Genomic DNA, 20,006 nt, shown 5'->3' with positions numbered 1-20,006 from the left:
TGGGCCCGCAGTCAGACCGACGGCTTTCGACGCCCGTGCGCCGAAAGCTGACGTTGAGGTCATAGGCCGCGACGTGATGGCGCTTCCGCTATCAGATCATGTTCGACATACCGAGCGCGGTAAGCAGGTTGTTTTGAATAGGAGCGATGGCCTGATTCAGTCCCTCCACCCCGAAGTCCAGGCCCTCTGGCATGACGACGGTGCGCAATGGGCGCCGTTCCGTAGCCTCGACTAGCCGTGCGATGGCGTCAGCCACCAACTGAGGGCGGGGTGGATTCGCGGGATCAAGTCCCTGATCGGAGTTGTTTTTGATTTGGCCTGGGACCAACGCAACTGCGCCATATGTCGCCAAGACCTGCTCGTCCGAGGGCGCTGGGCTAGATGGAAGCAGATTGCTCGGAAATGGCCCGGGTTCCACGATCACCGAGTCTACGCCGAAGCTGGACAGTTCATATCGATATGCCTCGGCAAGCGCTTCAAGCGCGAACTTGCTCGCGGAATAGACACCAAAGAACGGAAAGATGACGCGCCCCATCAACGAGGTGACATGGATCAGCACGCCGCTACCCGCAGCACGCATATGGGGTAGGACGGCGCGGTCGGCCCTTACGGCTCCAAAAAAGTTCACCGCAAATTGCTGCTCGATGTCTGCCACCGTGTAGGCTTCGGTCACGCCGACGAACATCGTGCCTGCGTTGTTGATTAGCGCATCAATCCTGCCGTGTTGCTCGACGACCCGATCGATCGCAGCGTTGACCGACGCTTCGTCCGTCACATCCATCTCAATGACCTGCAGCTCATGCCCTTCGGCTTTTGCAGCGTTGATTAGCTCACCGCCTATCTGGCTGTTTTTGCCTTCGATGTCGCGCATGGTCGCGACCACCACGTGCCCGCGCCTGGCGAACTCCAAGGCGGTGAGCTTTCCAAAACCGCTGCTCGCGCCGGTAACAACTACAACCTTACTGCTCATTTCTCGATCCTTTCGTTGTCCCTCCGATGGGACGAAAATGGGTATATACAGACCTGTCTGTTCTTGCAAACGGAAAATAGACAGACTATTCTGTTTCTGCAGCGAACGCGCAATGGCAGGCTGAAATGAAAACTTTGGATGTAAGTGAGTACGTCGACCTGGAACCGCTGCCGCTGGACGCCTTGGCTCCGCGAGAGCGAATTCTGAAAACGGCGTCCGAACTATTTTACCGGAACAGCATCCATACGGTGGGAATAGATCGCATCATCGCCGAGAGCGGTGTCGCAAAGATGACGTTCTATAAGCACTTCCCCTCGAAGGCCAATCTTGCAGCTACCTATCTGCGCCATAAAAGCGCGCTGTGGTTCGACATGCTGGCGACTGCGACCGAACAGGCCGGACCGGTGCCGCTGAATCGCGTGCTGGCCATATTCGACGCACTGAACGAGTCCTTCCAGGCGCCTACTTTTCGCGGCTGTCCTTTCGTTCGAGGGCTGGCCGAGTTCGGACCGGATGCGGAAACCCCAGAGGTGCAGGCAACGCTCGCAGCATATTTCCATGACTTACATGAGTTTGTCGTGTCGCTCGTCCAGCCCTTGAAGTTAAAAAATCAAGAGAGCGTGGTCGTTCAGATCCTAGCGCTCATCCAGGGCTCGCTCGTGAACGCACAAGCCATGAGGGGGGGCGTTGAACCTCTTGCAACGCGCGATGCGGCCAAGATGCTGCTCGAGGCTGCGGTTGAGCGCGGCTGATCGAAGGATTAGTGCGGCGGTCAATGACGCCATGGGCCACGGCTTCGTGAAGGCTTCAACCCTTTCAGAAATTTTCAGGGCAGTGGAGAGCGAGGGTCCATGGCGATGGCCCTAGTGAAAGAGGCGCCCCAGTAAGTTGGCGAGATTGCGGCCCCCCGCTTATCGCGGGCGGCCGCAATCTAAATCAGGCAGAGAGAGACCGATTGGTTGCGACTGCGCCAGCTCGGATGAACTCTGCATCCGGCTTGGAGAACGATGCCATGATGGCGTCGCGGTTCGAAGGAGCGCGTTTCCTGTCAGCGGCGGTGAGCGCAGCCTTGAGTTCGTGGGCGGTCAACTCAGTGCAATAGGCGGGAGTGCCCGGCTGCAGTCGCCAGGACTCCTCAAGAGTACCCGCATCCACCGTATCGAAGCCAGTGACGCTGATGAGATCGGATACAAGTGCTTTGGCCGCGGCGTCGTCACCCGAAATCGGGATGGCAATGCGACCTGGAGCACCGGCCTCCAAACCGGCCTCTGCCAATGTCTGCGTTAGCAGCGCGTTCCAAGCCTTAACAAGGGGGCGCCCCACCTGCTCGCTGGCCCAAACGGTCTCCGGCTTGCCGCTATCAACCTCGAAGATTTTGCTGTCACGGGTTGGATAGTAATTGGAGGTGTCCACCACGATTGCGCCAGCAGGGGCGCCGGCAAGAATCGTTGCCAGGTCTGGGTTCTTGGCAAAGGGCACTGACAGGATGACCACATCGGCATCCAGTACTGCCGCCTCTCTCCCAACGGCCTGGATGCCGGTGCCGGCAACTGTGTCCGCAAGACTTTCGGGGCCACGCGAGTTCGCCAGTTTCACCTGGTGGCCAGCGGCGTCCAGCTTCTTTGCAACCAGCGAGCCGACGTTGCCGGCCCCAATGATTCCGATTTTCATTTTACATCCTTTGGTTTTCAAATTTTAGCAGGGTGAGCGAAGTCATGAAGGGTGTCTCGCAACGCAATGATCTCGTCCTCGGACATTTGACAGGCACTCTTGATCTTGCCGGAGATGGTCCAGACCTCGTCCTTGATGCTGTGAGCGGCAGGTGTGAGATCGACAAGGACCCGGCGTTCGTCCTCGGGATCGCGCATTCGCGTCACCATCCCGCAGGTATCGAGCCGTTTGAGCAATGGGGTGATCGTGCCGGTGTCCATGCCCAAAGAGTTTCCAAGATCACCTACGGACCGGGGCGCGGATGCATAGAGCTCCAGCATCACAAGGTATTGGGGAAAGGTCAGGCCCAGCGGATCGAGGAACGGCTTGGCATGCGTGCCATCCGGCCCGCCGCCCCGTACAGGGCGAACGAGATTTGCATTCGAACCAAATGTGACGCGCTTTTTTGAGGTGCCACCGGTGCCATACCATAGCCCAAAGAGACAAATCGAGTTCACTGGCGAACTAGTATCTAGTGCACTAGATAATGTAACTATGGAGGATTGCAACCCTCCAGCTGCACTTGGAGTCTGACCGCATGCGCGACTAATCTTCCGGCGAATGCGCCTTGGAGGGCCTGGGGTTCTCGAAAACCTGATCGACATATGCCCGGCAGGGTCCCTCGGGTGGGCATCGGGGACGCTGGGCAATGGCAGCTTTCGGGAGAGGATGCCGCGGCCCCAAACGACTGGAGGGGCGCGTTGTTGATGTGGCCCGCAGCGAGGGAAATGGCAGCTTTTACGATTTTGAGCTTAGGGCTGGAATGACCGAGATGGGTCGAACTCGGTCGCGCGGAGTGACTGGGTTTTGATCTCAGCGGCAGCGGTCATCCGCTTCAAAGGAAAACACACCGCTCGGTTTAGTCGCGACACCCTTCGCGTCGCCGAAATCCGGCACCTGGTACTCGGCGAGCAATCGCAGCCGTGACAGCGGCAGATCGGTGCGACGGGGATCGCCGACCAGAACCTCGATGCCGGCGGCCAGGCAGCGGTCGAGGAATGGGGTAACGCGTGAGGCAACCTCATGGCCGTAAAAAACATCGCCTGCGAGCACAAGGTCGACGGCCGGTGGCGGGCCAGTGGTGATATCCTTGTCGACAACGGTGATCGTGACGCCGTTAGCGGCGGCATTGAGGCCGATCGCTGCAACGCCGTTACGGTCTATCTCGGCCGCAAGCACCGCGCGGGCGCCGGCCTTGGTGGCGGCGATACCGACGAGGCCTGAACCGGCGCCGAGATCGAGCACACGCCGCCCGATTACCGTCTGCGGTCGGTCGAGTATGAAGCGGGCAAGCACCGCGCCGCCGGCCCAGGCATAGGCCCAGTAGGGCGGCTGCGCTTCGGTCCCGTCCTCGTCGGCCTCGATGTTGTCTTCCGGCTCGAGCCATTCGACCAGCCGCCTGAGACCGCTTGCCGGATGCGCCGTGTAGAGCAGGATTTCGGGAAGTGCCGGAACAGGCACAAGGCGCATATTCGCTTTGATGAACGTGGCCGCGTCGGGACGTCGACCATCGTCCGCGAACCCGCCATTGCCAAGGCCATCCTTCAAATCGCGTCTATTCCCGCAACGCTCGGCGCAGGATCTTGCCGACCGCCGTCTTCGGCAGTTCAGTCCTGAACTCAATGTATCTGGGCCGCTTGTAGCCGGTCAGGTTCTCGCGGCAAAAGGCGGTAAGCGCCTCTGCGGTGAGAGCGGGATCCTTTCTGACCACGAACAGTTTCGGCACCTCGCCGGAATGCTCGTCCGGCACGCCGATCGCCGCAACTTCGAGCACGCCCGGATGCATCGCCACGACTTCCTCGACCTCGTTCGGATAGACGTTGAAGCCCGAGACCAGGATCATGTCCTTCTTGCGGTCGACGATCTTGGTGTAGCCGCGCTCATCCATGAAGCCCATGTCGCCGGATTTGAAGTAACCGTCCTTGGTCATCACCTTGGCGGTCTCATCCGGCCGGTTCCAGTAGCCCGCCATCACTTGCGGTCCTCGGATGCAGATTTCGCCGACCTCGCCGAGCGGCAGGTTGTTGCCGTCATCGTCGCGGATGGCGATCTCGGTCGAGGGCAGCGGCAGGCCGATCGTGCCGGTGAAGTCGCCGGCAGTGAACTTGTTGGCGGTGGCCACCGGCGAGGTTTCCGAGAGGCCGTAGCCTTCGGTGACCGGACAACCGGTCAGCGCTCTCCAGCGTTCGGCGACGCCCTTCTGCACCGCCATGCCGCCGCCCAGCGTCAACACCAGCGGCTTGAAGTCGAGCTTGCGGAAATCCTCATTGTTGAGCAGCGCGTTGAACAGCGTGTTGAGGCCCGGGAAGATGTGTACCGGATATTTCTGCAGCTCCTTGACGAAGCCGGGAATGTCGCGCGGGTTGGGAATGAGGACATTGCGGGCGCCTTGCTGCATGCCCATCAGTGCGTTCACCGTCAGCGCGAAGATATGATAGAGCGGCAGCGCGCAGATGAAGTTGGGATGCGCCGGTTTCGGCTTGATCGTATAGGCGTCTTCCATCCACTGCGCGTTCTGTGCGACATTGGCGAGCACGTTGCTGTGCAGCAGCGTGGCCCCCTTTGAGACGCCCGTGGTACCGCCCGTATATTGCAGGAAGGCGACATCGTCGGCTGCCACCTTGGCCGGCTTGAAGCCCATGCCGGCGCCGGCCTTCATTGCGGCATTGAACTGGACATGGCCGGGCAGCGACCATGCCGGCACCATCTTCTTCACGCGGCGCACGACGAAATTGACGATAGTGCCTTTCAGGCCGCCGAGCATGTCGCCCATCGCAGCGACCACCACATGCTTGACCGCCGTCCTGGCGATCACCGCCTGCAAGGTGTTGGCGAAGTTCTCCAGGATGACGATGGCTTGCGCGCCGGAGTCCTTGAGCTGATGTTCGAGCTCGCGCGGCGTGTAGAGCGGGTTGATGTTCACCACGACATAACCGGCTCGCAAGACGGCCATCATCGCCACCGGATACTGCAGCACGTTCGGCATCATCAGCGCGACGCGCGCGCCCTTCTGAAGGCCTTTCGATTGCAGGTAGGCGCCGAAGGCCGCCGACAGCCGCTCGACATCGTTGTAGCTGATGGACTTGTCCATGCAGGTGAAGGCCGGCTGCGCGGAAAATTGCTTGCAGGCGGCAACCAGGAAATCGCCGATCGAGCTGTAGGGCAGGGCGCCGATTTCGGCTGGGACGTTCTTGGGATAGCTCTTGAGCCACGGCTTGTCCGGCAGGCCCGCGGCAAGCGCCGTCAGTGTATTCGGCAATCGCTTGGCGACAACCTTGGCAGGGTTCGCTGCCGGCGGGGCCTTGGCCGCTGCAGCCTTCGGCATCGGCTTGGCAGCGGCGGGCTTTGCCGTAGACGCTGTCTTTCCGGCAACGGTCTTGGTCGGGGCTTTGGCCGCGGGCTTTGTGCTTGCCTTTGCCGGCACGGTGGCTGCCTTCGGCTTGGCCGCGACGGATTTGGTAGCGGGCGCTTTCGGCTTGGCCGCGCCGGCTGCCTTGGGAACCGCCTTGGCTGCCGCTTTCACCGGCGCCCTTGTCCTTGATGCTTTTGCCACCCGTTCCTCCCTCGACAATTCTTGTTCGCCCGCGCCGCGCTCGCCCCTGAATTGACAGAGACGTCCTCCGCTGCTGCCGCTATGCCACCTATGTATTGCCTCCATTGGTGACCGTGCAAGTCTTGCCCCTGCGGCAAGGCGGCGAAAGATTTGCCGTCGAAAAGTCTTCCTGCCGCCGACACTCCCAACCGCTATCCTGCCGTATCCTCGGCCGCACGGAAGCGCGCACGGTATCGATATCGCCGGATTGGCGATCAATAAAAAAATGCGGTCGTTAATAATCCCGTGAATGGAAAAAACTGCTAATTTTTTCTGCTATTTAGCAAAATTGCGGATTTTTTTCCTGCTTCCCGCGGGGTAAGCAAACGGGGTGTTCCAAAGCCGGAAAAACGGTGCTTATATGCGCGCTTCGCGAGCCTGACAGAGGGGCTTGGAATAACATCAGGGAGTGCTCAATGAAGAAGAAACTGACTTTTGTAGCCGCGTTGCTGGCTGCAAGCGTCCTGGGCGGCGTGGCCAACGCGAAAACCTTGGTCTATTGCGCGGAAGCTTCGCCGGAAGGTTTCGATCCGGCGCCGTATACCGCCGGCCAGACGTTCGACGCGTCCTCGCGTACCGTCTTCAACCGCCTTGTCGAATTCGATCACGGCAAGACAACGACCTCGCCGGGCCTTGCCGAAAGCTGGACGATCTCCGACGATGGCAAGGAATACGTCTTCAAGCTGCGCAAGGGCGTCAAGTTCGCCGCCACTGATTATTTCACCCCGACGCGCGACTTCAACGCCGACGACGTGGTGTTCTCGTTCGAACGCCAGGTCGACAAGAACGGCCCCTGGTTCCAGTACATCCCGGGCATCGCCTACCAGTATTACAATGACCAGTTCGGCGAGAACATCACCAAGGTCGAGAAGGTCGATGACCTGACGGTGAAGTTCACCCTCAAGGAACCGGCAATCACCTTCATCCCGACGCTGGGCATGGACTTCGCCTCGGTCGTCTCCAAGGAATATGCCGACAAGCTGCAGGCGGACAAGACACCGGAACTGTTCAACCAGAAGCCGATCGGCACCGGCCCGTTCATCTTCGTCGACTACCAGACCGACGCGGCCATCCGCTACAAGGCCAATCCGGACTATTGGGGCGGCAAGCAGAAGATCGACGATCTGGTCTTCGCCATCACCACCGATCCGGCGGTGCGCGCGCAGAAGCTCAAGGCCGGCGAATGCAACATCATGTCATACCCGGCACCGGCCGACATTGCCGGCCTGCAGGCTGAAGCGAGCCTGAAGGTCGACGAGCAGGAAGGCCTCAATGTCGGCGCGCTGATGTACAACACCCAGCAGAAGCCGTTTGACGACGTGCGCGTCCGCAAGGCGCTCAACATGGCCATCAACAAGAAGGCCATCATCGACGCCGTCTTCCAGGGTGCCGGCCAGGTGGCGGTCAACCCGATCCCGCCGACCATGTGGTCGTACAACAAGGAAGTGAAGGACGATCCGTACGATCCGGATGCGTCCAAGAAGCTGCTCGAAGAGGCCGGCGTCAAGGACCTCAAGATGAACGTCTGGGCCATGCCGGTGTCGCGCCCCTACATGCCGAACGCGCGCCGCACCGCCGAACTGATCCAGTCGGACTTCGCCAAGGTCGGCGTCACCGTCAACATCGTCAGCTATGATTGGGGTGAATACCTCAAGCGCGCTTCCGCGGTCGATCACGACGGCGCTGTCATCGTCGGCTGGACCGGCGACAATGGCGATCCGGACAACTTCCTCGGCGTGCTCCTGAGCTGCGCTTCCGTCGGTTCGAACAACCGCGCGGAATGGTGCAACAAGGACTTCGATGCGCTCATCAACAAGGCCAAGACCGTTTCGGATCAGGCCGAGCGCACCAAGCTCTATGAACAGGCACAGGTCATCTTCAAGGAACAGGCACCCTGGGCGACGCTCGCTCACTCCAAGGTGTTCATGCCGATGCAGAAGACCGTCACCGGCTTTGCGATGGATCCGCTCGGTATCCATCGCTTCGACGGCGTCGATATCGCCGAATAAGGTTCGCGAAACGGGGGCGGCGCCACAAAGTGCCGTCCCCACTCGCCCGCCATGCTGCGTTATATCCTCGGCAAGCTCGCCCTCATCATCCCGACCTTCATCGGGATAACCATCCTCGCCTTTGGCTTCGTGCGCATCCTGCCCGGTGATCCGGTGCTGGTGCTTGCGGGCGAACGTGGCCTGTCGCCCGAACGCCACACGGCGCTAATGCACCAGTTCGGTTTCGATCTGCCGATCTGGCAACAATACCTGACCTATCTGACCAACATCCTCAGCGGCGATTTCGGCACCTCGTTTTCCACCAAGACGCCGGTGCTCAAGGATTTCCTGGTGCGCTTCCCGGCAACGGTCGAGCTCGCCATCTTCGCCATGATCTTTGCCGTCATCCTGGGTGTCGCCGCCGGCATCTTCGCCGCCATCCGCCGCGGCTCCTGGTTCGATCAGATGACCATGGGCACGGCGCTGGCAGGCTATTCCATGCCGATCTTCTGGTGGGGTCTGCTGCTGATCATCGTGTTCTCCGGCACGCTGCACTGGACACCGGTTTCCGGACGCATCGACCTTCTCTATTTCTTCAAGCCGGTGACCGGCTTCATGACCATCGATTCCCTGATCTCGGGGCAGAAGGGCGCCTTCCGTTCGGCGCTGTCGCACCTCATTCTTCCGACCGTCGTGCTCGGCACCATCCCATTGGCGGTCATCGCCAGGCAGACGCGGTCGGCGATGCTTGAAGTGCTCGGCGAAGACTATGTGCGGACCGCGCGCGCCAAGGGCCTGGCGCCGCGCCGCGTCATCGGGTTGCATGCCTTTCGCAACGCGCTGATCCCGGTCGTCACCACCATCGGCCTGCAGGTCGGAACGCTGTTGACCGGCGCCATCCTGACCGAGAGCATCTTCTCCTGGCCCGGCATCGGCAAATGGATGATCGACGCCATTTCCAAGCGCGATTATTTCACCGTGCAGGGCGGGTTGCTTTTGATCGCGCTGATCGTCATGTCGGTGAACCTCATCGTCGACGTGCTCTACGCCGTCATCAACCCACGCATCCGGGCCAACTGACATGAGCAACGAAGGCCCAGCCACCATCGAAGCCGCGACCGTCGTCAAGCCGCAGGACGCAAGGCTGCAGATGTTCGGCGAGTTCTGGCACTACTTCTCCGTCAACAAGGGCGCGGTGATCGGGCTCTTCGTCTTCGCGCTGCTGATCCTGATCGCCATCTTCGCACCGCTGCTGGCGCCGCATTCGCCGGACGATCAGTTCCGCGACTTCTTCCTGACGCCGCCGGCCTGGCAGGAGGGCGGCAACGCGCAGTTCCTGCTCGGCACCGACGCAGTCGGTCGCGACATGCTGTCGCGGCTGATCTACGGCTCGCGTTTCTCGCTCGCCATCGGCTTCGTCGTCGTCACGTCAGCGCTGATCTCCGGCGTCATCCTCGGCCTGCTTGCCGGCTACTGCCGTGGCTGGGTCGACACGCTGATCATGCGCATTATGGACATCATCCTGGCCTTCCCGTCGCTTCTCTTGGCGCTGGTGCTGGTCGCGGTGCTTGGCCCCGGCCTCGTCAACGCCATGATCGCCATCGCCTTCGTGCTGCAGCCGCATTTCGCCCGGCTCACCCGCGCCGCCGTGATGGCCGAGAAGACCCGCGAATATGTGATCTCGGCCAAGGTCGCCGGCGCCAGCCATCTCAGGCTGATGCTGGTCACCATCCTGCCCAACTGTATCGCACCGCTGATCGTGCAGGCGACATTGTCCTTCTCCAACGCCATTCTTGAGGCAGCCGCCCTTGGCTTCCTTGGCATGGGCGCGCAGCCGCCGACGCCGGAATGGGGCACCATGCTGGCCGAAGCGCGCGAGTTCATCCTGCGCGCCTGGTGGGTGGTGACTTTCCCCGGTCTTGCCATCCTGATCACCGTCTTCGCCATCAACCTGATCGGCGACGGCCTGCGCGACGCGCTCGACCCCAAGCTGAAGAGGTCGTGAGCATGCCACTGCTCGAGATCAAGAACCTCACCGTTTCCTTCGACACCGCGGCCGGACCGTTCATGGCCGTGCAAGGCATCGACCTGTCGGTCGAGGCGCGCGAGGTGCTGGCGATCGTCGGCGAGTCCGGCTCCGGCAAATCGGTGGCGATGCTGGCGGTGATGGGGCTGTTGCCCAAGACGGCGACGGTCAAGGCCGACCGCATGGCCTTCGACGGCGTCGATCTCCTGAAGCTTAGCCCGTCCGAACGCCGCAAGATCGTCGGCAAGGACATCTCGATGATCTTTCAGGAGCCGATCGCCAGCCTCAATCCGTGCTTCACCGTCGGCTTCCAGATCGAGGAGGTGCTGCGCTTCCACATGGGCATGGATCGCGCCCAGCGCCGGGCGCGGGCCATCGAACTGATGAAGCTGGTCGGCATTGCCGATCCGGAAGAACGGCTGAGTTCGTTCCCGCACCAGATGTCCGGCGGCCAGTGCCAGCGTGTCATGATCGCCATTGCCATTGCCTGCAATCCGAAACTGCTGATCGCCGACGAGCCGACCACGGCCCTTGATGTCACCATCCAGAAACAGATCCTCGATCTCTTGGTTTCGCTGCAGGCCAAATACGGCATGGGCCTGATCATGATCACCCACAATATGGGCGTGGTTGCCGAAACCGCAGACCGCGTCATCGTCCAGTACAAGGGCCGCAAGATGGAAGAGGCCGACGTGCTGTCGCTGTTCGAGTCGCCAAAAAGCAACTACACGCGCGCCCTGCTCTCGGCGCTGCCGGAAAATGCTGTCGGCGACCGGTTGCCGACCGTGTCCGACATGCTGTTCGAGCCGGCCCCCTCTGCAACGGGAGCCACCTCATGAGCATCACCGTTCTCGAAGGCAAGAACATCGTGCGCGACTACCACATCGGTGGTGGCCTGTTCACCGGGCCGCGCACGGTGCATGCGGTCAAGGGCGTCTCCTTCAAGGTGGACAAGGGCAAGACGCTGGCCATCGTCGGCGAAAGCGGCTGCGGCAAGTCCACGCTTGCCCGCATCATCACCCTCATCGATCCGGCGACAGCGGGCGAGCTGTTCATCGACGGCAACAAGGTCGATATCGCCAGGAACGCCTTGACGAAGGAGATGCGCCGCAAGGTGCAGATCGTTTTCCAGAATCCGTACGGATCGCTCAATCCGCGCCAGAAGATCGGCGACGTGCTGGGCGAACCGCTTTTGATCAACACCGACAAGCAGGCGGCCGAGAGGCGCGACCTGGCGATGAAGATGCTGAAGAAGGTCGGCCTCGGCCACGAGCACTACAACCGTTATCCGCACATGTTCTCCGGCGGCCAGCGCCAGCGCATCGCCATTGCCCGCGCGCTGATGCTCAACCCGAGCCTGCTGGTGCTGGACGAGCCGGTCTCGGCGCTCGATCTGTCGGTGCAGGCGCAGGTGCTCAACCTGCTTGCCGACCTGCAGGACGAGTTCCAGCTGACCTACGTCTTCATCAGCCACGACCTGTCCGTGGTGCGTTACATCGCCGACGATGTGATGGTGATGTATTTCGGCGAAGCGGTCGAATACGGCTCGCGCGACGAGGTCTTCGCCGACCCCAAGCACGGCTACACCAGGACGCTGTTCGCCGCGACGCCGCGTGCCGACGTGGCCTCGATCAAGGCAAGGCTTGCGAAGAAGAAGGTGGCCTGACGCCGCACGGCAGCGTCAGGCTCACCTTTATTCAGGACAATTTGGCGATGATGGCGCGCAGGGCTTCGCCGAAGCGCCGGACTTCCTCGAGTGTGTTGTAGTGGACCAGCGAGGCGCGGATGGCGCCGCTGTCCATTGACAGGTTGAGGCGCTTCATCAGCCGTGGCGCGTACATGTGGCCGTCGCGGATGCCGATCTGCAGTTCGGCCATTTCCTCGACGATCCGCTGCGGCGACAGTTTGCCGATGTTGAAGCAGAAGGTCGGTACGCGTTCGGTGATGCGGGCCTCGTCGGCAACGCCATAGATGGTCGCGCCGCAACCTTTCAGCACCGCAAGCATCTCGCGCGCCAGCACCAGCTCGTAGTCGCGGATGGCGCTCATGCCGGCGACGATGTTTTCACGCCGCGAGCGGTTGTTGGAGGGCGCAAGATTGCGGCCGATCAGTTCCAGATACTGCACAGCGGCATCCATCCCCGAGACGTTCTCGTAGATGAAGGTGCCGGCCTCGACCTTGTAGGGCGGCTCGTCGGGGATGAAATCCTCGCGGAAGGTCGGCAGCCGCTTCAGCGTTTCGAAACGGCCCCACAGGAAGCCCATATGCGGCGAGAAGTTCTTGTAGCCGGAGCAGACGAGATAGTCGCAGTCCCAGGCCTGCACGTCGATCAACCCGTGCGGTCCGTAATGCACGCAGTCGAGGAACACTTCGGCGCCGGCCGCGTGCGCGATCCCAGCCACGGAAGCGACATCGACGATCGAGCCAATCGAATGCGCGGTGACAGTGCAGGCGACGAGGCGGGTGCGGTCAGAAACCAGCGGGCGCAGATCGTCGACATGCAGATTGCCGTCCTCGCGCATCCGCCACCATTTGAACTTGGCGCCGGCGGATTCCAGCGCCAGCCATGTCGCGATGTTGGCGTCGTGGTCCATGTCGGTGATGACGATCTCATCACGCTCCTGAAGCATCTGGCCGATGCCGAGGCTAACCAGGCGGATGAACGAAGTGGCGTTCATGCCGAAGCAGATTTCCGCCGGGCTGTAGGCGTTGATCAGCAGCGCGACACTTGTCCGCGCATCGGCGACCGACTGGTCGACGGTGACGCTGCGGCGATAGCGGCCGCCACGCTGCACATTGTGCGAAACCAGATGGTTGGTCACCGCGTCGAGCACGCTCTGCGGGATCTGCGCGCCGGCGGCGTTGTCCAAGAAAATGAAATCGCCGGCCCGCTGCAGAGCGGGAAACATTGCGCGGATGGTGTCGACGGGAAACGCGGCTGCGCTCGCATTGTCGGTTTGATGTCTGTTCACGGGTAGGCTCCTGCAAAGGACTTGGGCGGGGATCAGTTGGTGACGTCAGCGCTTCTTCTCGGTCTTGAAGCGCTCTTCAAGCAGGCTGACGAGGCGCACCATCGGCCAGAGAAAGATGAGATAGACAAGCGCCGCGCCGATTAGCGGCGAGGGGTTGGCATAGAGCGACTGCGCGTTGGTCGCTTCCTTCAACAGTTCCGGCAGCGCCACGGTGGAGGCGAGCGAAGTGTCCTTGAACATCGAGACGCAGTTGCTGGTCATCGGCGGGATGACGACGCGGATCGCTTGCGGCAGCACCACCTTGCGCAGTGTCAGCAGGAACGGCAGGCCGAGTGCCTGTGATGCCTCGAACTGGCCGCGTGGAATGCTTTCAATGCCGGAGCGGAACACCTCGGTCGAATAGGCCGACATGATGAAGGCGAACGCCGTCACCGCCGACGCCCAGGACGACAGACGGATGCCGAGGAACGGCAGCGCGTAGTAGATCAGGATCAGCACGACCAGCACCGGCAGGGCGCGGAAGATGTCGGTGTAGCCGACCGCGAGCCAGCGCAGCGGCTTCGGCGCATAGAGCCGCACCAGGCTGATCACCAGGCCGATGGGGATGCCGATGCCGATGCTTAAGATGCCGAGCAGCAGCGTGTTCAGGAAGCCGCGCAGCAGCGCCGGCAGGCTGGACATGATGACATCGGGGTTGAAGAAGGTGTCGAGCAGCGACATGGGAGCGTTCCCGAACCCCAGAGCAAAGAATGCTCACGTTAAAATCGATTGACCTCACCGACGGCGAGGTGCCTGCGGCGGAAGCCGGCGCTGGAGCATGAAATGAATCGTGCCGGCCTGGAAAGCCGGCACGATTTCAATGCATTACCACTCAGGCCTTCGGCAGCGGCATTTCCTTCATGGTCGAAGAGTCGGCGGGCGCGTCGCTGCCGAACCACTTTTTGTGGATGGCGGCCAGCGTGCCGTCCTTCTTCATCGCGCTCAGCGCGTCGTTCAGCTTGCCGAGCAGCGGGTGGTCCTTGGTCATCATCAGGCCGTATTGTTCGCCGGTCTTGATGCGTTCTTTGACGACCAGGTCCTTCATCTTGGTGAAGGAATACTCCATGCCTGGAATGTCGCTGACGGCGGCATCGACGCGTCCGGCGCTGAGGTCGAGCAACAGGTTCTGCTGCGTGTCGTAACCCTTCACGTCGCTGAAGCCGTCGGCTTCCTGATGCGCCTTGACCCAGGTCTCGCCGGTCGAGCCGGACAGCACGCCGACGATCTTGCCCTTGAGGTCGGCTTCGGCCTTGATCGCGCTGTCGGTCTTGGTGGCGATGCCCATGTCTGAATCATAATAGGGCTGGGTGAACGACTGCGACTTCAGCCGCTCCGCCGTGATGGTGATCGACGAAATGGCGACGTCGATGCGCTTCGACGTGGTGGCGGCAAACAGCGCCTGGAAGCCGAGATCGGCGATGTCGGTGGTCATGCCGACGCGCTTGGCTGCTTCGTTGACGATGTCGACTTCAAAGCCTTCGAAGGTACCGCTCTCGTTCTTGTATTCGAACGGCGGATTGGTCGGGTAGGCGCCGACATTCAGCACGTCGGCGGCATAGGCGGTGGCGGGGCCGGCGGCGATGCCGATGGCGGCGGCGAGAAGAAGCAATTTACGGCGAGTGAAGCTCATTTGTGTTCCCTCTGTTGTTGATCGGGCGGGTTGCTCCCGCACGGTTTTTTGCCGCCCCGCTTCAGGCAGGGCGTCAATTCATGGCAGCGACCATGCGGTCGAGCGCGGTCGCTATCTGGTCACGCTCACGGCACACGCACATCCGCAGGAAGGCCGTGGCCGAACTTCCAAAGAGATGGCCGGGCGCCAGCCCGACGCGCGCCGTCTCCAGGATCTTGGCGCAGGCGCGACGTGCGTCGCTTTCGCCGTCCATGGCGAAGAAGGCATACATGCCGCCGCGCGGTTTGGTCGGTAAGATGATGCCCGGAATTTCCGCCAGCCTGTCATAGGCTAGGTCAAGGCCGGTTCTGATCCGCTGCCGGATCTCCTCGACAAGCGGCTCGCCCTGCCGGATCGCTGCGACCGCACCGGCCTGGATGGGGGCTGCCGTGCCGCTGTTGACATATTGGGTCATGGCGCCGAGCTGCTCGGCCACCCCGGACGGATGCGTCAGCCAGCCGATACGCCAGCCGGTCATTGCCCAGGCCTTGGAGAAGCTGTTGACCGACAGCACCCGGTCGCCGTCCTCGGCGATCTGCAGGATGGAAGGGGCAACGTTGCCGTCGAAATAGAGCCGGCCATAGACCTCGTCGGAGATGATCCAGATGCCGGTGCGCCGGCTGAAATCGAGCAGCGCCTGCATCTCCTCGCGCGATGCGGTCCAGCCGGTCGGGTTGGATGGCGTCGACAGGAAGATCGCGCGCGTGCGTGCGTCGCAGGTCGCAAACAGCCGGTCGAGATCGAGATGCCAGTCGCCCTTGAAGTCGAGCGAAAACGGCCGTGGCTCGCCGCCGATCAGGTGGATGGCGTTGTGGATGTTGGGCCATTGCGGCGCGACATAGACGACGTTGCTGCCAGTATCGACCAGCAGTTCCAGCGCCAGATACAGCGCCTGCATGCCGCCCGGCGTGACCGTAGTGCGCGCGATCGGGATCGGCCGGCCATGGATGCGCGTCTGGTACTCCGACAGCGCCTCGTTCAACGGGGCGTGCCCGCGCATGTTGGGAACGTAGAAGGTCAGGCCTTCATCGAAGGCGGCCTTGGCAGCGTCGCGGATGAAGGCCGGCGTCACCATATCGCCTTCGCCATACCACAGCGCGATCACATCGCCGAGTTCACGCGCCCGCACGGCAAGGTTGGCGATGTTTTCTGTGTGCAGATCGCGGATTTGTGCGCGCACGCCATCGAAGGCATAGCGCGCGCTGGACGATGACTGGGGCAGTATGAACGACAAGGACTGAAACCCCTCCCACCCGGAACACCACGATGAACAGGCCGGCAAGCCCCTCCGGCACGGCAATCGCCATCGATTTTGGAATGCTTATCCAAAGTGCGGCGGTTTTCAAGGCGAAAGTTTTAAGCTTAAAAAGTTTGGCCGGAATGTTGCCCCGACGATACGCCTTTTTGTGCTAGCCGCGCTCGCCTCGTGCCAGTTCGGCCCGCGCGGCGGAAGAACCGGCGGCCGCACCCGCCCCGAGAAACATCGTGTCGCTGGCCAGGATGAAGAAGCTGGCGCCGATAGCTGCCCATTGCCCGACAGGCTGCGGGCTGGCGCAAAAAATGCCGGCGGCCTTGTCGTGCGCGATCGTCACGCCGACGATCGTCCGGATCGCCGCATTGAGCTTGTCAGCGCCTTTCGGTCCGAGTGCATCGATCGACACCGAAAGATCGCCGGGGCCGACGAAGATCACATCGATGCCGTCGACGGCCGCGATCGCGTCGATGTTGGCCAACCCTTCCGCGGTCTCGACCTGGATCGCGACGACGATCCTGTCGTTGGCGCCGGCCAAATATTCGGGAATGTGATAGCCATAGCCGGCGGCGCGGCCGGGTCCGACGCCGCGCTCGCCCCTGGGCGGATAGCGCGAGGCCTTCACCGCTGCTTCGGCCTGGGCGGCGGTCGAGACGCGCGGCACCAGCATACCTTGCGCGCCACTGTCCAGCGCCGCCTGGATTGCTTCCGGCGCATGGCCGGGAACGCGCACCATGGCCGGCACGCGATGCACGTCGGCCGCGCGCACCATGGTCTCGATCATGTCCCGCGAGATCTGCGCATGCTCCCAGTCGATGCAGAGGAAATCGAGGCCCGACTGCGCCATCACTTCGACCGCGACGGGATGGGGAATAGCGACAAAGGAGCCGACAAGGCTCGTCTTGCCGATGCATTTCTGGCGGAACTCGCTCATGCCGATCCCTTTCTCCTCCTGCCGGAATCCATATCCGCAAACCATCGCGAGGCGAAGCTATTTCATGCTTGAAATATTTTCGCGGAGCCGTAGCGTGCGATCTTCGCCGGGAGGTCGCGACATGAACAAACCACATCCCTTGCACGGCCCGAACAGGCTGAAGCTTGGTGTTTTTTCAACCAATGCCGATGGCGGGCTTGCCATCACCGATGTTCCGGAACGCTGGACGGCGAGGTGGCAGGACAATCTCACGGCCGCGCAGATCGCTGACCGCGCAGGCCTGGAGTTCATGCTGCCGATCGCGCGCTGGCGCGGTTTTGGCGGTCGCAACAAGGTGCGCGAATGGTCGTTCGAGACCTTCACCTGGGCGGCGGCTCTTGCGGTCGCCACCGAACAGATCGGCCTGTTCATGACCGTGCATGTGCCGCTGGTGCATCCGCTCTATGCCGCCAAGGCGCTGGCGACGGTCGACCATATCAGCCAGGGCCGCGCCGGCTTGAACATCGTCTGCGGCTGGAACCCGAAGGAATTCGGCATGTTCGGCACGCCGCTGGTCGAGAAGGGCTACGACCAGGCGGCGGAATGGATTGAAATCCTCGAAAAGCTTTATGCGTCGGCTGAGCCGCTCGATTACGAAGGCACCTATTATCACCTCAAGGAAGCGGTGAGCCGACCGGCCAGTCTGCAAGTTCCGCGACCCGTGACCATGAACGCTGCTTTCGGCGGGCCGGGCCGAGATTTCGCCGCCGCCCGATGCGATTATCTGTTCACGACCTTTTCGGAAATGAGCGATGCCGGCAAGCATGTCGCCGACATCGGCGAGCGGGCCGACAAGGCAGGCCGCGACGTCGGCGTCTATACCGTTGCGCATGTCGTCTGCCGCCCGACGATGGAAGAGTCGCAGGCCTATTATAACAGCTACGCGGTTGAGATGGCGGACCACGATGCAGTCGATGCCCACATGGCCGGCAAGAAGGAATTCTCGCAATCGCACGACCCGCATGCCTATGACCGTTACCGGCAGCGTTTCGCCGGCGGCGCCGGCACCTACCCGCTGATTGGAACGCCGGAAACAATCGCCGCCGACATGGTCGCCATTGCCGGGCACGGCTATCAGGGCATCGCGCTGTCCTTCGTCAATTACACGCAGGAGCTGCCCTATTTCTGCGATAACGTGCTGCCGATTTTGAGACAGGCGGGCCTGCGCGAATAATTTATTCCTAGGCCAGCCAATAGATTATTCCGGAATGACGGCGGTCGCCTGGATTTCCACCTTAGCGCGATCCTCGACCAGCGCCATCACCTGCATGGCGGCCATCGCCGGAAAGTGCCGGCCGATCACTTCGCGATAGACCTCGCCAATGCCCTTGAGGCTGGCGAGGTATTCGGCCTTGTCGGTAAAATACCAGGTCATCGAGGTGATGTGCTGCGGTCCGGCGCTGGCCTCGGCCAGCACCGCGACGATGTTTTCGAGCGTCTGCTTCACCTGGCCGACGAAGTCGTCGGTCTCGAACTGGCATTGGCCGTTCCAGCCGACCTGTCCGCCAACGAAGACGAGTTGCCCGCGTGCCGCGACGCCATTGGCGTAACCGACAGGTTTTGCCCAGCCTTCCGGCTGCAGAATCGTGTGCATTCAAAACCTCCCGGTATTCCAAAAACCAATTTTCAAAATCGAATGCCCGTCAAATCTCTGCCGTCAGGCCGCGCCCATCACTTGTCGCGCGATCACCACCTTCTGCACGTCGGAGGCACCCTCATAGATGCGCAGCGCGCGGATCTCGCGATACAGGCTTTCGACGATATGGCCTTTGCGGACACCGTCGCCGCCATGCAGCTGCACGGCCTTGTCGATCACCTCTTGCGCCTTGTCGGTGGCAAACAGCTTGGCCATCGCCGCCTCGCGGGTGACGCGGGGCGCACCCATATCCTTGGTCCATGCGGCGCGGTAGACCAGCAGCGCCGCCGCATCCACGTCCAGCGCCATGTCGGCGATATGGCCCTGCACCATCTGCAGTTCGCCCATCGGCGCGCCGAACAGTTTGCGCTCGGCTACGCGTTTGATGCTTTCATCCAGCGCGCGGCGGGCAAAGCCGAGGGCTGCCGCACCGACAGTCGAGCGGAACACGTCGAGCACCGACATGGCGATGCGGAAGCCGTCGCCCGGTCTGCCGATCAGCGCCGCGGCCGGCAGCCGGACCTGATCGAACGACATCCGCGCCAGCGGATGCGGCGCAATCACTTCGAGCCGTTCGGCAATGCCAAGGCCCTTGGTGTTATCAGGCACGAGGAAGGCGGAGAGCCCCTTGGCGCCCGGCGCCTCGCCGGTGCGGGCAAAGACGACGTAGAGATCGGCGATGCCGCCATTGGAGATCCAGGTCTTTTCGCCGGACAGAACGTAACTGTCGCCGTCGCGGGTCGCCGTCATTTCGGTGTTGGCGACATCCGATCCCGAGCGCGGCTCCGACAGGGCAAAGGCGGAAATCGCCTTGCCGGCACGTGTCTTTGCCAGCCATTGCTGCTGCTGCGGCGTACCGAACAGGCTGAGCGCCCCGGTGCCCAGCCCCTGCATGGCGAAGGCGAAATCGGCGAGCCCGTCATGGCGCGCGAGCGTCTCGCGCGTAATGCACAATGTGCGGACGTCGAGTGGCCCCGGATTGTCGGTGTCGACAGCCGTCGGCTTCAGCCAGCCGTCCCGGCCAAGCTTGGCCACCAGCTCGCGGCAGGCGGCATCGACATCATGGTGATCGACCGGCAGGTTTTTTGCGCACCACGCCTCCAGTTGGTCGGCCAGCGCGCGATGGTGGTCTTCGAAGAACGGCCAGTTGAGGAAGGAACGGTCAGGCATGGGCGCGCC

19 protein-coding genes are annotated in these 20,006 nt (G+C 62.0%); 7 read left to right on the top strand and 12 right to left on the bottom strand.

Annotated elements, in window-relative coordinates; translation table 11 throughout:
• Positions 1-91: 91 nt before the first annotated feature.
• On the bottom strand, positions 92-970 hold the full coding sequence (locus NKI73_RS12465; RefSeq protein WP_352629935.1) for an SDR family oxidoreductase: 879 nt from the start codon (positions 968-970) through the stop codon (positions 92-94).
• A gap of 125 nt (positions 971-1,095) precedes the next feature.
• Here NKI73_RS12465 and NKI73_RS12460 point away from each other — a divergent pair, with 125 nt between their 5' ends.
• On the top strand, positions 1,096-1,722 hold the full coding sequence (locus NKI73_RS12460) for a TetR/AcrR family transcriptional regulator (protein WP_352629933.1): 627 nt from the start codon (positions 1,096-1,098) through the stop codon (positions 1,720-1,722).
• Between the two features lie 184 nt (positions 1,723-1,906).
• Here NKI73_RS12460 and NKI73_RS12455 read toward each other — a convergent pair whose 3' ends face one another.
• The 4 genes from NKI73_RS12455 to NKI73_RS12440 form a co-directional block, all read right to left on the bottom strand.
• A complete protein-coding gene (locus NKI73_RS12455) occupies positions 1,907-2,641 on the bottom strand; it encodes an NADPH-dependent F420 reductase (protein ID WP_352629932.1) in 735 nt (244 codons plus the stop codon).
• Between the two features lie 17 nt (positions 2,642-2,658).
• Positions 2,659-3,138, bottom strand: a complete 480-nt coding sequence (locus NKI73_RS12450; RefSeq protein WP_352629930.1) for a MarR family winged helix-turn-helix transcriptional regulator — start codon at positions 3,136-3,138, stop codon at positions 2,659-2,661.
• A 355-nt stretch (positions 3,139-3,493) separates the two neighbouring features.
• Positions 3,494-4,228 carry a class I SAM-dependent methyltransferase gene (locus tag NKI73_RS12445; protein WP_502905666.1) on the bottom strand — a complete coding sequence of 245 codons (735 nt, stop codon included), beginning with the start codon at positions 4,226-4,228 and terminating at the stop codon, positions 3,494-3,496.
• Positions 4,229-4,235: 7 nt separating this feature from the next.
• Positions 4,236-6,233, bottom strand: coding sequence for a long-chain fatty acid--CoA ligase (locus NKI73_RS12440; RefSeq protein WP_352629926.1), 1,998 nt, complete (start codon positions 6,231-6,233; stop codon positions 4,236-4,238).
• Between the two features lie 455 nt (positions 6,234-6,688).
• Here NKI73_RS12440 and NKI73_RS12435 point away from each other — a divergent pair, with 455 nt between their 5' ends.
• The 5 genes from NKI73_RS12435 (at position 6,689) to NKI73_RS12415 (ending at position 11,952) form a co-directional block, all read left to right on the top strand.
• A complete protein-coding gene (locus NKI73_RS12435) occupies positions 6,689-8,281 on the top strand; it encodes an ABC transporter substrate-binding protein (protein ID WP_352629924.1) in 1,593 nt (530 codons plus the stop codon).
• A 51-nt stretch (positions 8,282-8,332) separates the two neighbouring features.
• A complete protein-coding gene (locus NKI73_RS12430; protein WP_352629922.1) occupies positions 8,333-9,340 on the top strand; it encodes an ABC transporter permease subunit in 1,008 nt (335 codons plus the stop codon).
• A gap of 70 nt (positions 9,341-9,410) precedes the next feature.
• Positions 9,411-10,265 carry an ABC transporter permease subunit gene (locus NKI73_RS12425; RefSeq protein WP_352629965.1) on the top strand — a complete coding sequence of 285 codons (855 nt, stop codon included), beginning with the start codon at positions 9,411-9,413 and terminating at the stop codon, positions 10,263-10,265.
• A gap of 2 nt (positions 10,266-10,267) precedes the next feature.
• Positions 10,268-11,125, top strand: a complete 858-nt coding sequence (locus NKI73_RS12420) for an ABC transporter ATP-binding protein (RefSeq protein ID WP_352629963.1) — start codon at positions 10,268-10,270, stop codon at positions 11,123-11,125.
• Positions 11,122-11,952 carry a dipeptide ABC transporter ATP-binding protein gene (locus NKI73_RS12415; RefSeq protein WP_352629919.1) on the top strand — a complete coding sequence of 277 codons (831 nt, stop codon included), beginning with the start codon at positions 11,122-11,124 and terminating at the stop codon, positions 11,950-11,952. The genes NKI73_RS12420 and NKI73_RS12415 overlap by 4 nt, the downstream gene beginning before the upstream one ends.
• 31 nt (positions 11,953-11,983) lie before the next feature.
• Here the strand turns inward: NKI73_RS12415 and NKI73_RS12410 are convergent, their stop codons facing one another.
• The 5 genes from NKI73_RS12410 to NKI73_RS12390 all read right to left on the bottom strand — a co-directional run bounded on the left by NKI73_RS12410 (position 11,984) and on the right by NKI73_RS12390 (position 17,152).
• Entirely contained in the window at positions 11,984-13,258 is a 1,275-nt protein-coding gene (locus NKI73_RS12410; protein ID WP_352629917.1) for a cysteine desulfurase-like protein, read from the bottom strand.
• A 45-nt stretch (positions 13,259-13,303) separates the two neighbouring features.
• Complete coding sequence (locus NKI73_RS12405) at positions 13,304-13,978, bottom strand: amino acid ABC transporter permease (RefSeq protein WP_352629915.1); 675 nt, start codon at positions 13,976-13,978, stop codon at positions 13,304-13,306.
• A 151-nt stretch (positions 13,979-14,129) separates the two neighbouring features.
• Positions 14,130-14,927 carry an ABC transporter substrate-binding protein gene (locus NKI73_RS12400; protein WP_352629913.1) on the bottom strand — a complete coding sequence of 266 codons (798 nt, stop codon included), beginning with the start codon at positions 14,925-14,927 and terminating at the stop codon, positions 14,130-14,132.
• Between the two features lie 73 nt (positions 14,928-15,000).
• Complete coding sequence (locus tag NKI73_RS12395) at positions 15,001-16,200, bottom strand: pyridoxal phosphate-dependent aminotransferase (RefSeq protein ID WP_352629911.1); 1,200 nt, start codon at positions 16,198-16,200, stop codon at positions 15,001-15,003.
• 175 nt (positions 16,201-16,375) lie between these two features.
• Positions 16,376-17,152, bottom strand: coding sequence for an HpcH/HpaI aldolase family protein (locus tag NKI73_RS12390; RefSeq protein WP_352629909.1), 777 nt, complete (start codon positions 17,150-17,152; stop codon positions 16,376-16,378).
• Positions 17,153-17,273: 121 nt separating this feature from the next.
• Here NKI73_RS12390 and NKI73_RS12385 point away from each other — a divergent pair, with 121 nt between their 5' ends.
• Entirely contained in the window at positions 17,274-18,365 is a 1,092-nt protein-coding gene (locus NKI73_RS12385; RefSeq protein ID WP_352629907.1) for an LLM class flavin-dependent oxidoreductase, read from the top strand.
• Positions 18,366-18,389: 24 nt separating this feature from the next.
• Here the strand turns inward: NKI73_RS12385 and NKI73_RS12380 are convergent, their stop codons facing one another.
• Positions 18,390-18,785 carry a RidA family protein gene (locus tag NKI73_RS12380; RefSeq protein WP_352629905.1) on the bottom strand — a complete coding sequence of 132 codons (396 nt, stop codon included), beginning with the start codon at positions 18,783-18,785 and terminating at the stop codon, positions 18,390-18,392.
• Between the two features lie 63 nt (positions 18,786-18,848).
• On the bottom strand, positions 18,849-19,997 hold the full coding sequence (locus NKI73_RS12375; RefSeq protein WP_352629903.1) for an acyl-CoA dehydrogenase family protein: 1,149 nt from the start codon (positions 19,995-19,997) through the stop codon (positions 18,849-18,851).
• Positions 19,998-20,006: the final 9 nt, after the last annotated feature.

It is taken from the genome of Mesorhizobium sp. M0496, from assembly GCF_040321205.1.
In the GTDB taxonomy this organism is placed as follows: domain Bacteria; phylum Pseudomonadota; class Alphaproteobacteria; order Rhizobiales; family Rhizobiaceae; genus Mesorhizobium.
Note: the sequence above shows the minus strand (reverse complement) of the source record. Positions and strands in the feature narration are given on the sequence as shown.

What these genes read in the sequence shown, in the direction of transcription:
- NKI73_RS12465 (WP_352629935.1), bottom strand. Translation starts at nt 970, where the DNA reads ATGAGCAGTAAGGTTGTAGTTGTTACCGGCGCGAGCAGCGGTTTTGGA.
- NKI73_RS12460 (WP_352629933.1), top strand. Translation starts at nt 1,096, where the DNA reads ATGAAAACTTTGGATGTAAGTGAGTACGTCGACCTGGAACCGCTGCCG.
- NKI73_RS12455 (WP_352629932.1), bottom strand. Translation starts at nt 2,641, where the DNA reads ATGAAAATCGGAATCATTGGGGCCGGCAACGTCGGCTCGCTGGTTGCA.
- NKI73_RS12435 (WP_352629924.1), top strand. Translation starts at nt 6,689, where the DNA reads ATGAAGAAGAAACTGACTTTTGTAGCCGCGTTGCTGGCTGCAAGCGTC.
- NKI73_RS12430 (WP_352629922.1), top strand. Translation starts at nt 8,333, where the DNA reads ATGCTGCGTTATATCCTCGGCAAGCTCGCCCTCATCATCCCGACCTTC.
- NKI73_RS12425 (WP_352629965.1), top strand. Translation starts at nt 9,411, where the DNA reads ATGTTCGGCGAGTTCTGGCACTACTTCTCCGTCAACAAGGGCGCGGTG.
- NKI73_RS12420 (WP_352629963.1), top strand. Translation starts at nt 10,268, where the DNA reads ATGCCACTGCTCGAGATCAAGAACCTCACCGTTTCCTTCGACACCGCG.
- NKI73_RS12415 (WP_352629919.1), top strand. Translation starts at nt 11,122, where the DNA reads ATGAGCATCACCGTTCTCGAAGGCAAGAACATCGTGCGCGACTACCAC.
- NKI73_RS12405 (WP_352629915.1), bottom strand. Translation starts at nt 13,978, where the DNA reads ATGTCGCTGCTCGACACCTTCTTCAACCCCGATGTCATCATGTCCAGC.
- NKI73_RS12400 (WP_352629913.1), bottom strand. Translation starts at nt 14,927, where the DNA reads ATGAGCTTCACTCGCCGTAAATTGCTTCTTCTCGCCGCCGCCATCGGC.
- NKI73_RS12390 (WP_352629909.1), bottom strand. Translation starts at nt 17,152, where the DNA reads ATGAGCGAGTTCCGCCAGAAATGCATCGGCAAGACGAGCCTTGTCGGC.
- NKI73_RS12385 (WP_352629907.1), top strand. Translation starts at nt 17,274, where the DNA reads ATGAACAAACCACATCCCTTGCACGGCCCGAACAGGCTGAAGCTTGGT.
- NKI73_RS12380 (WP_352629905.1), bottom strand. Translation starts at nt 18,785, where the DNA reads ATGCACACGATTCTGCAGCCGGAAGGCTGGGCAAAACCTGTCGGTTAC.
- NKI73_RS12375 (WP_352629903.1), bottom strand. Translation starts at nt 19,997, where the DNA reads ATGCCTGACCGTTCCTTCCTCAACTGGCCGTTCTTCGAAGACCACCAT.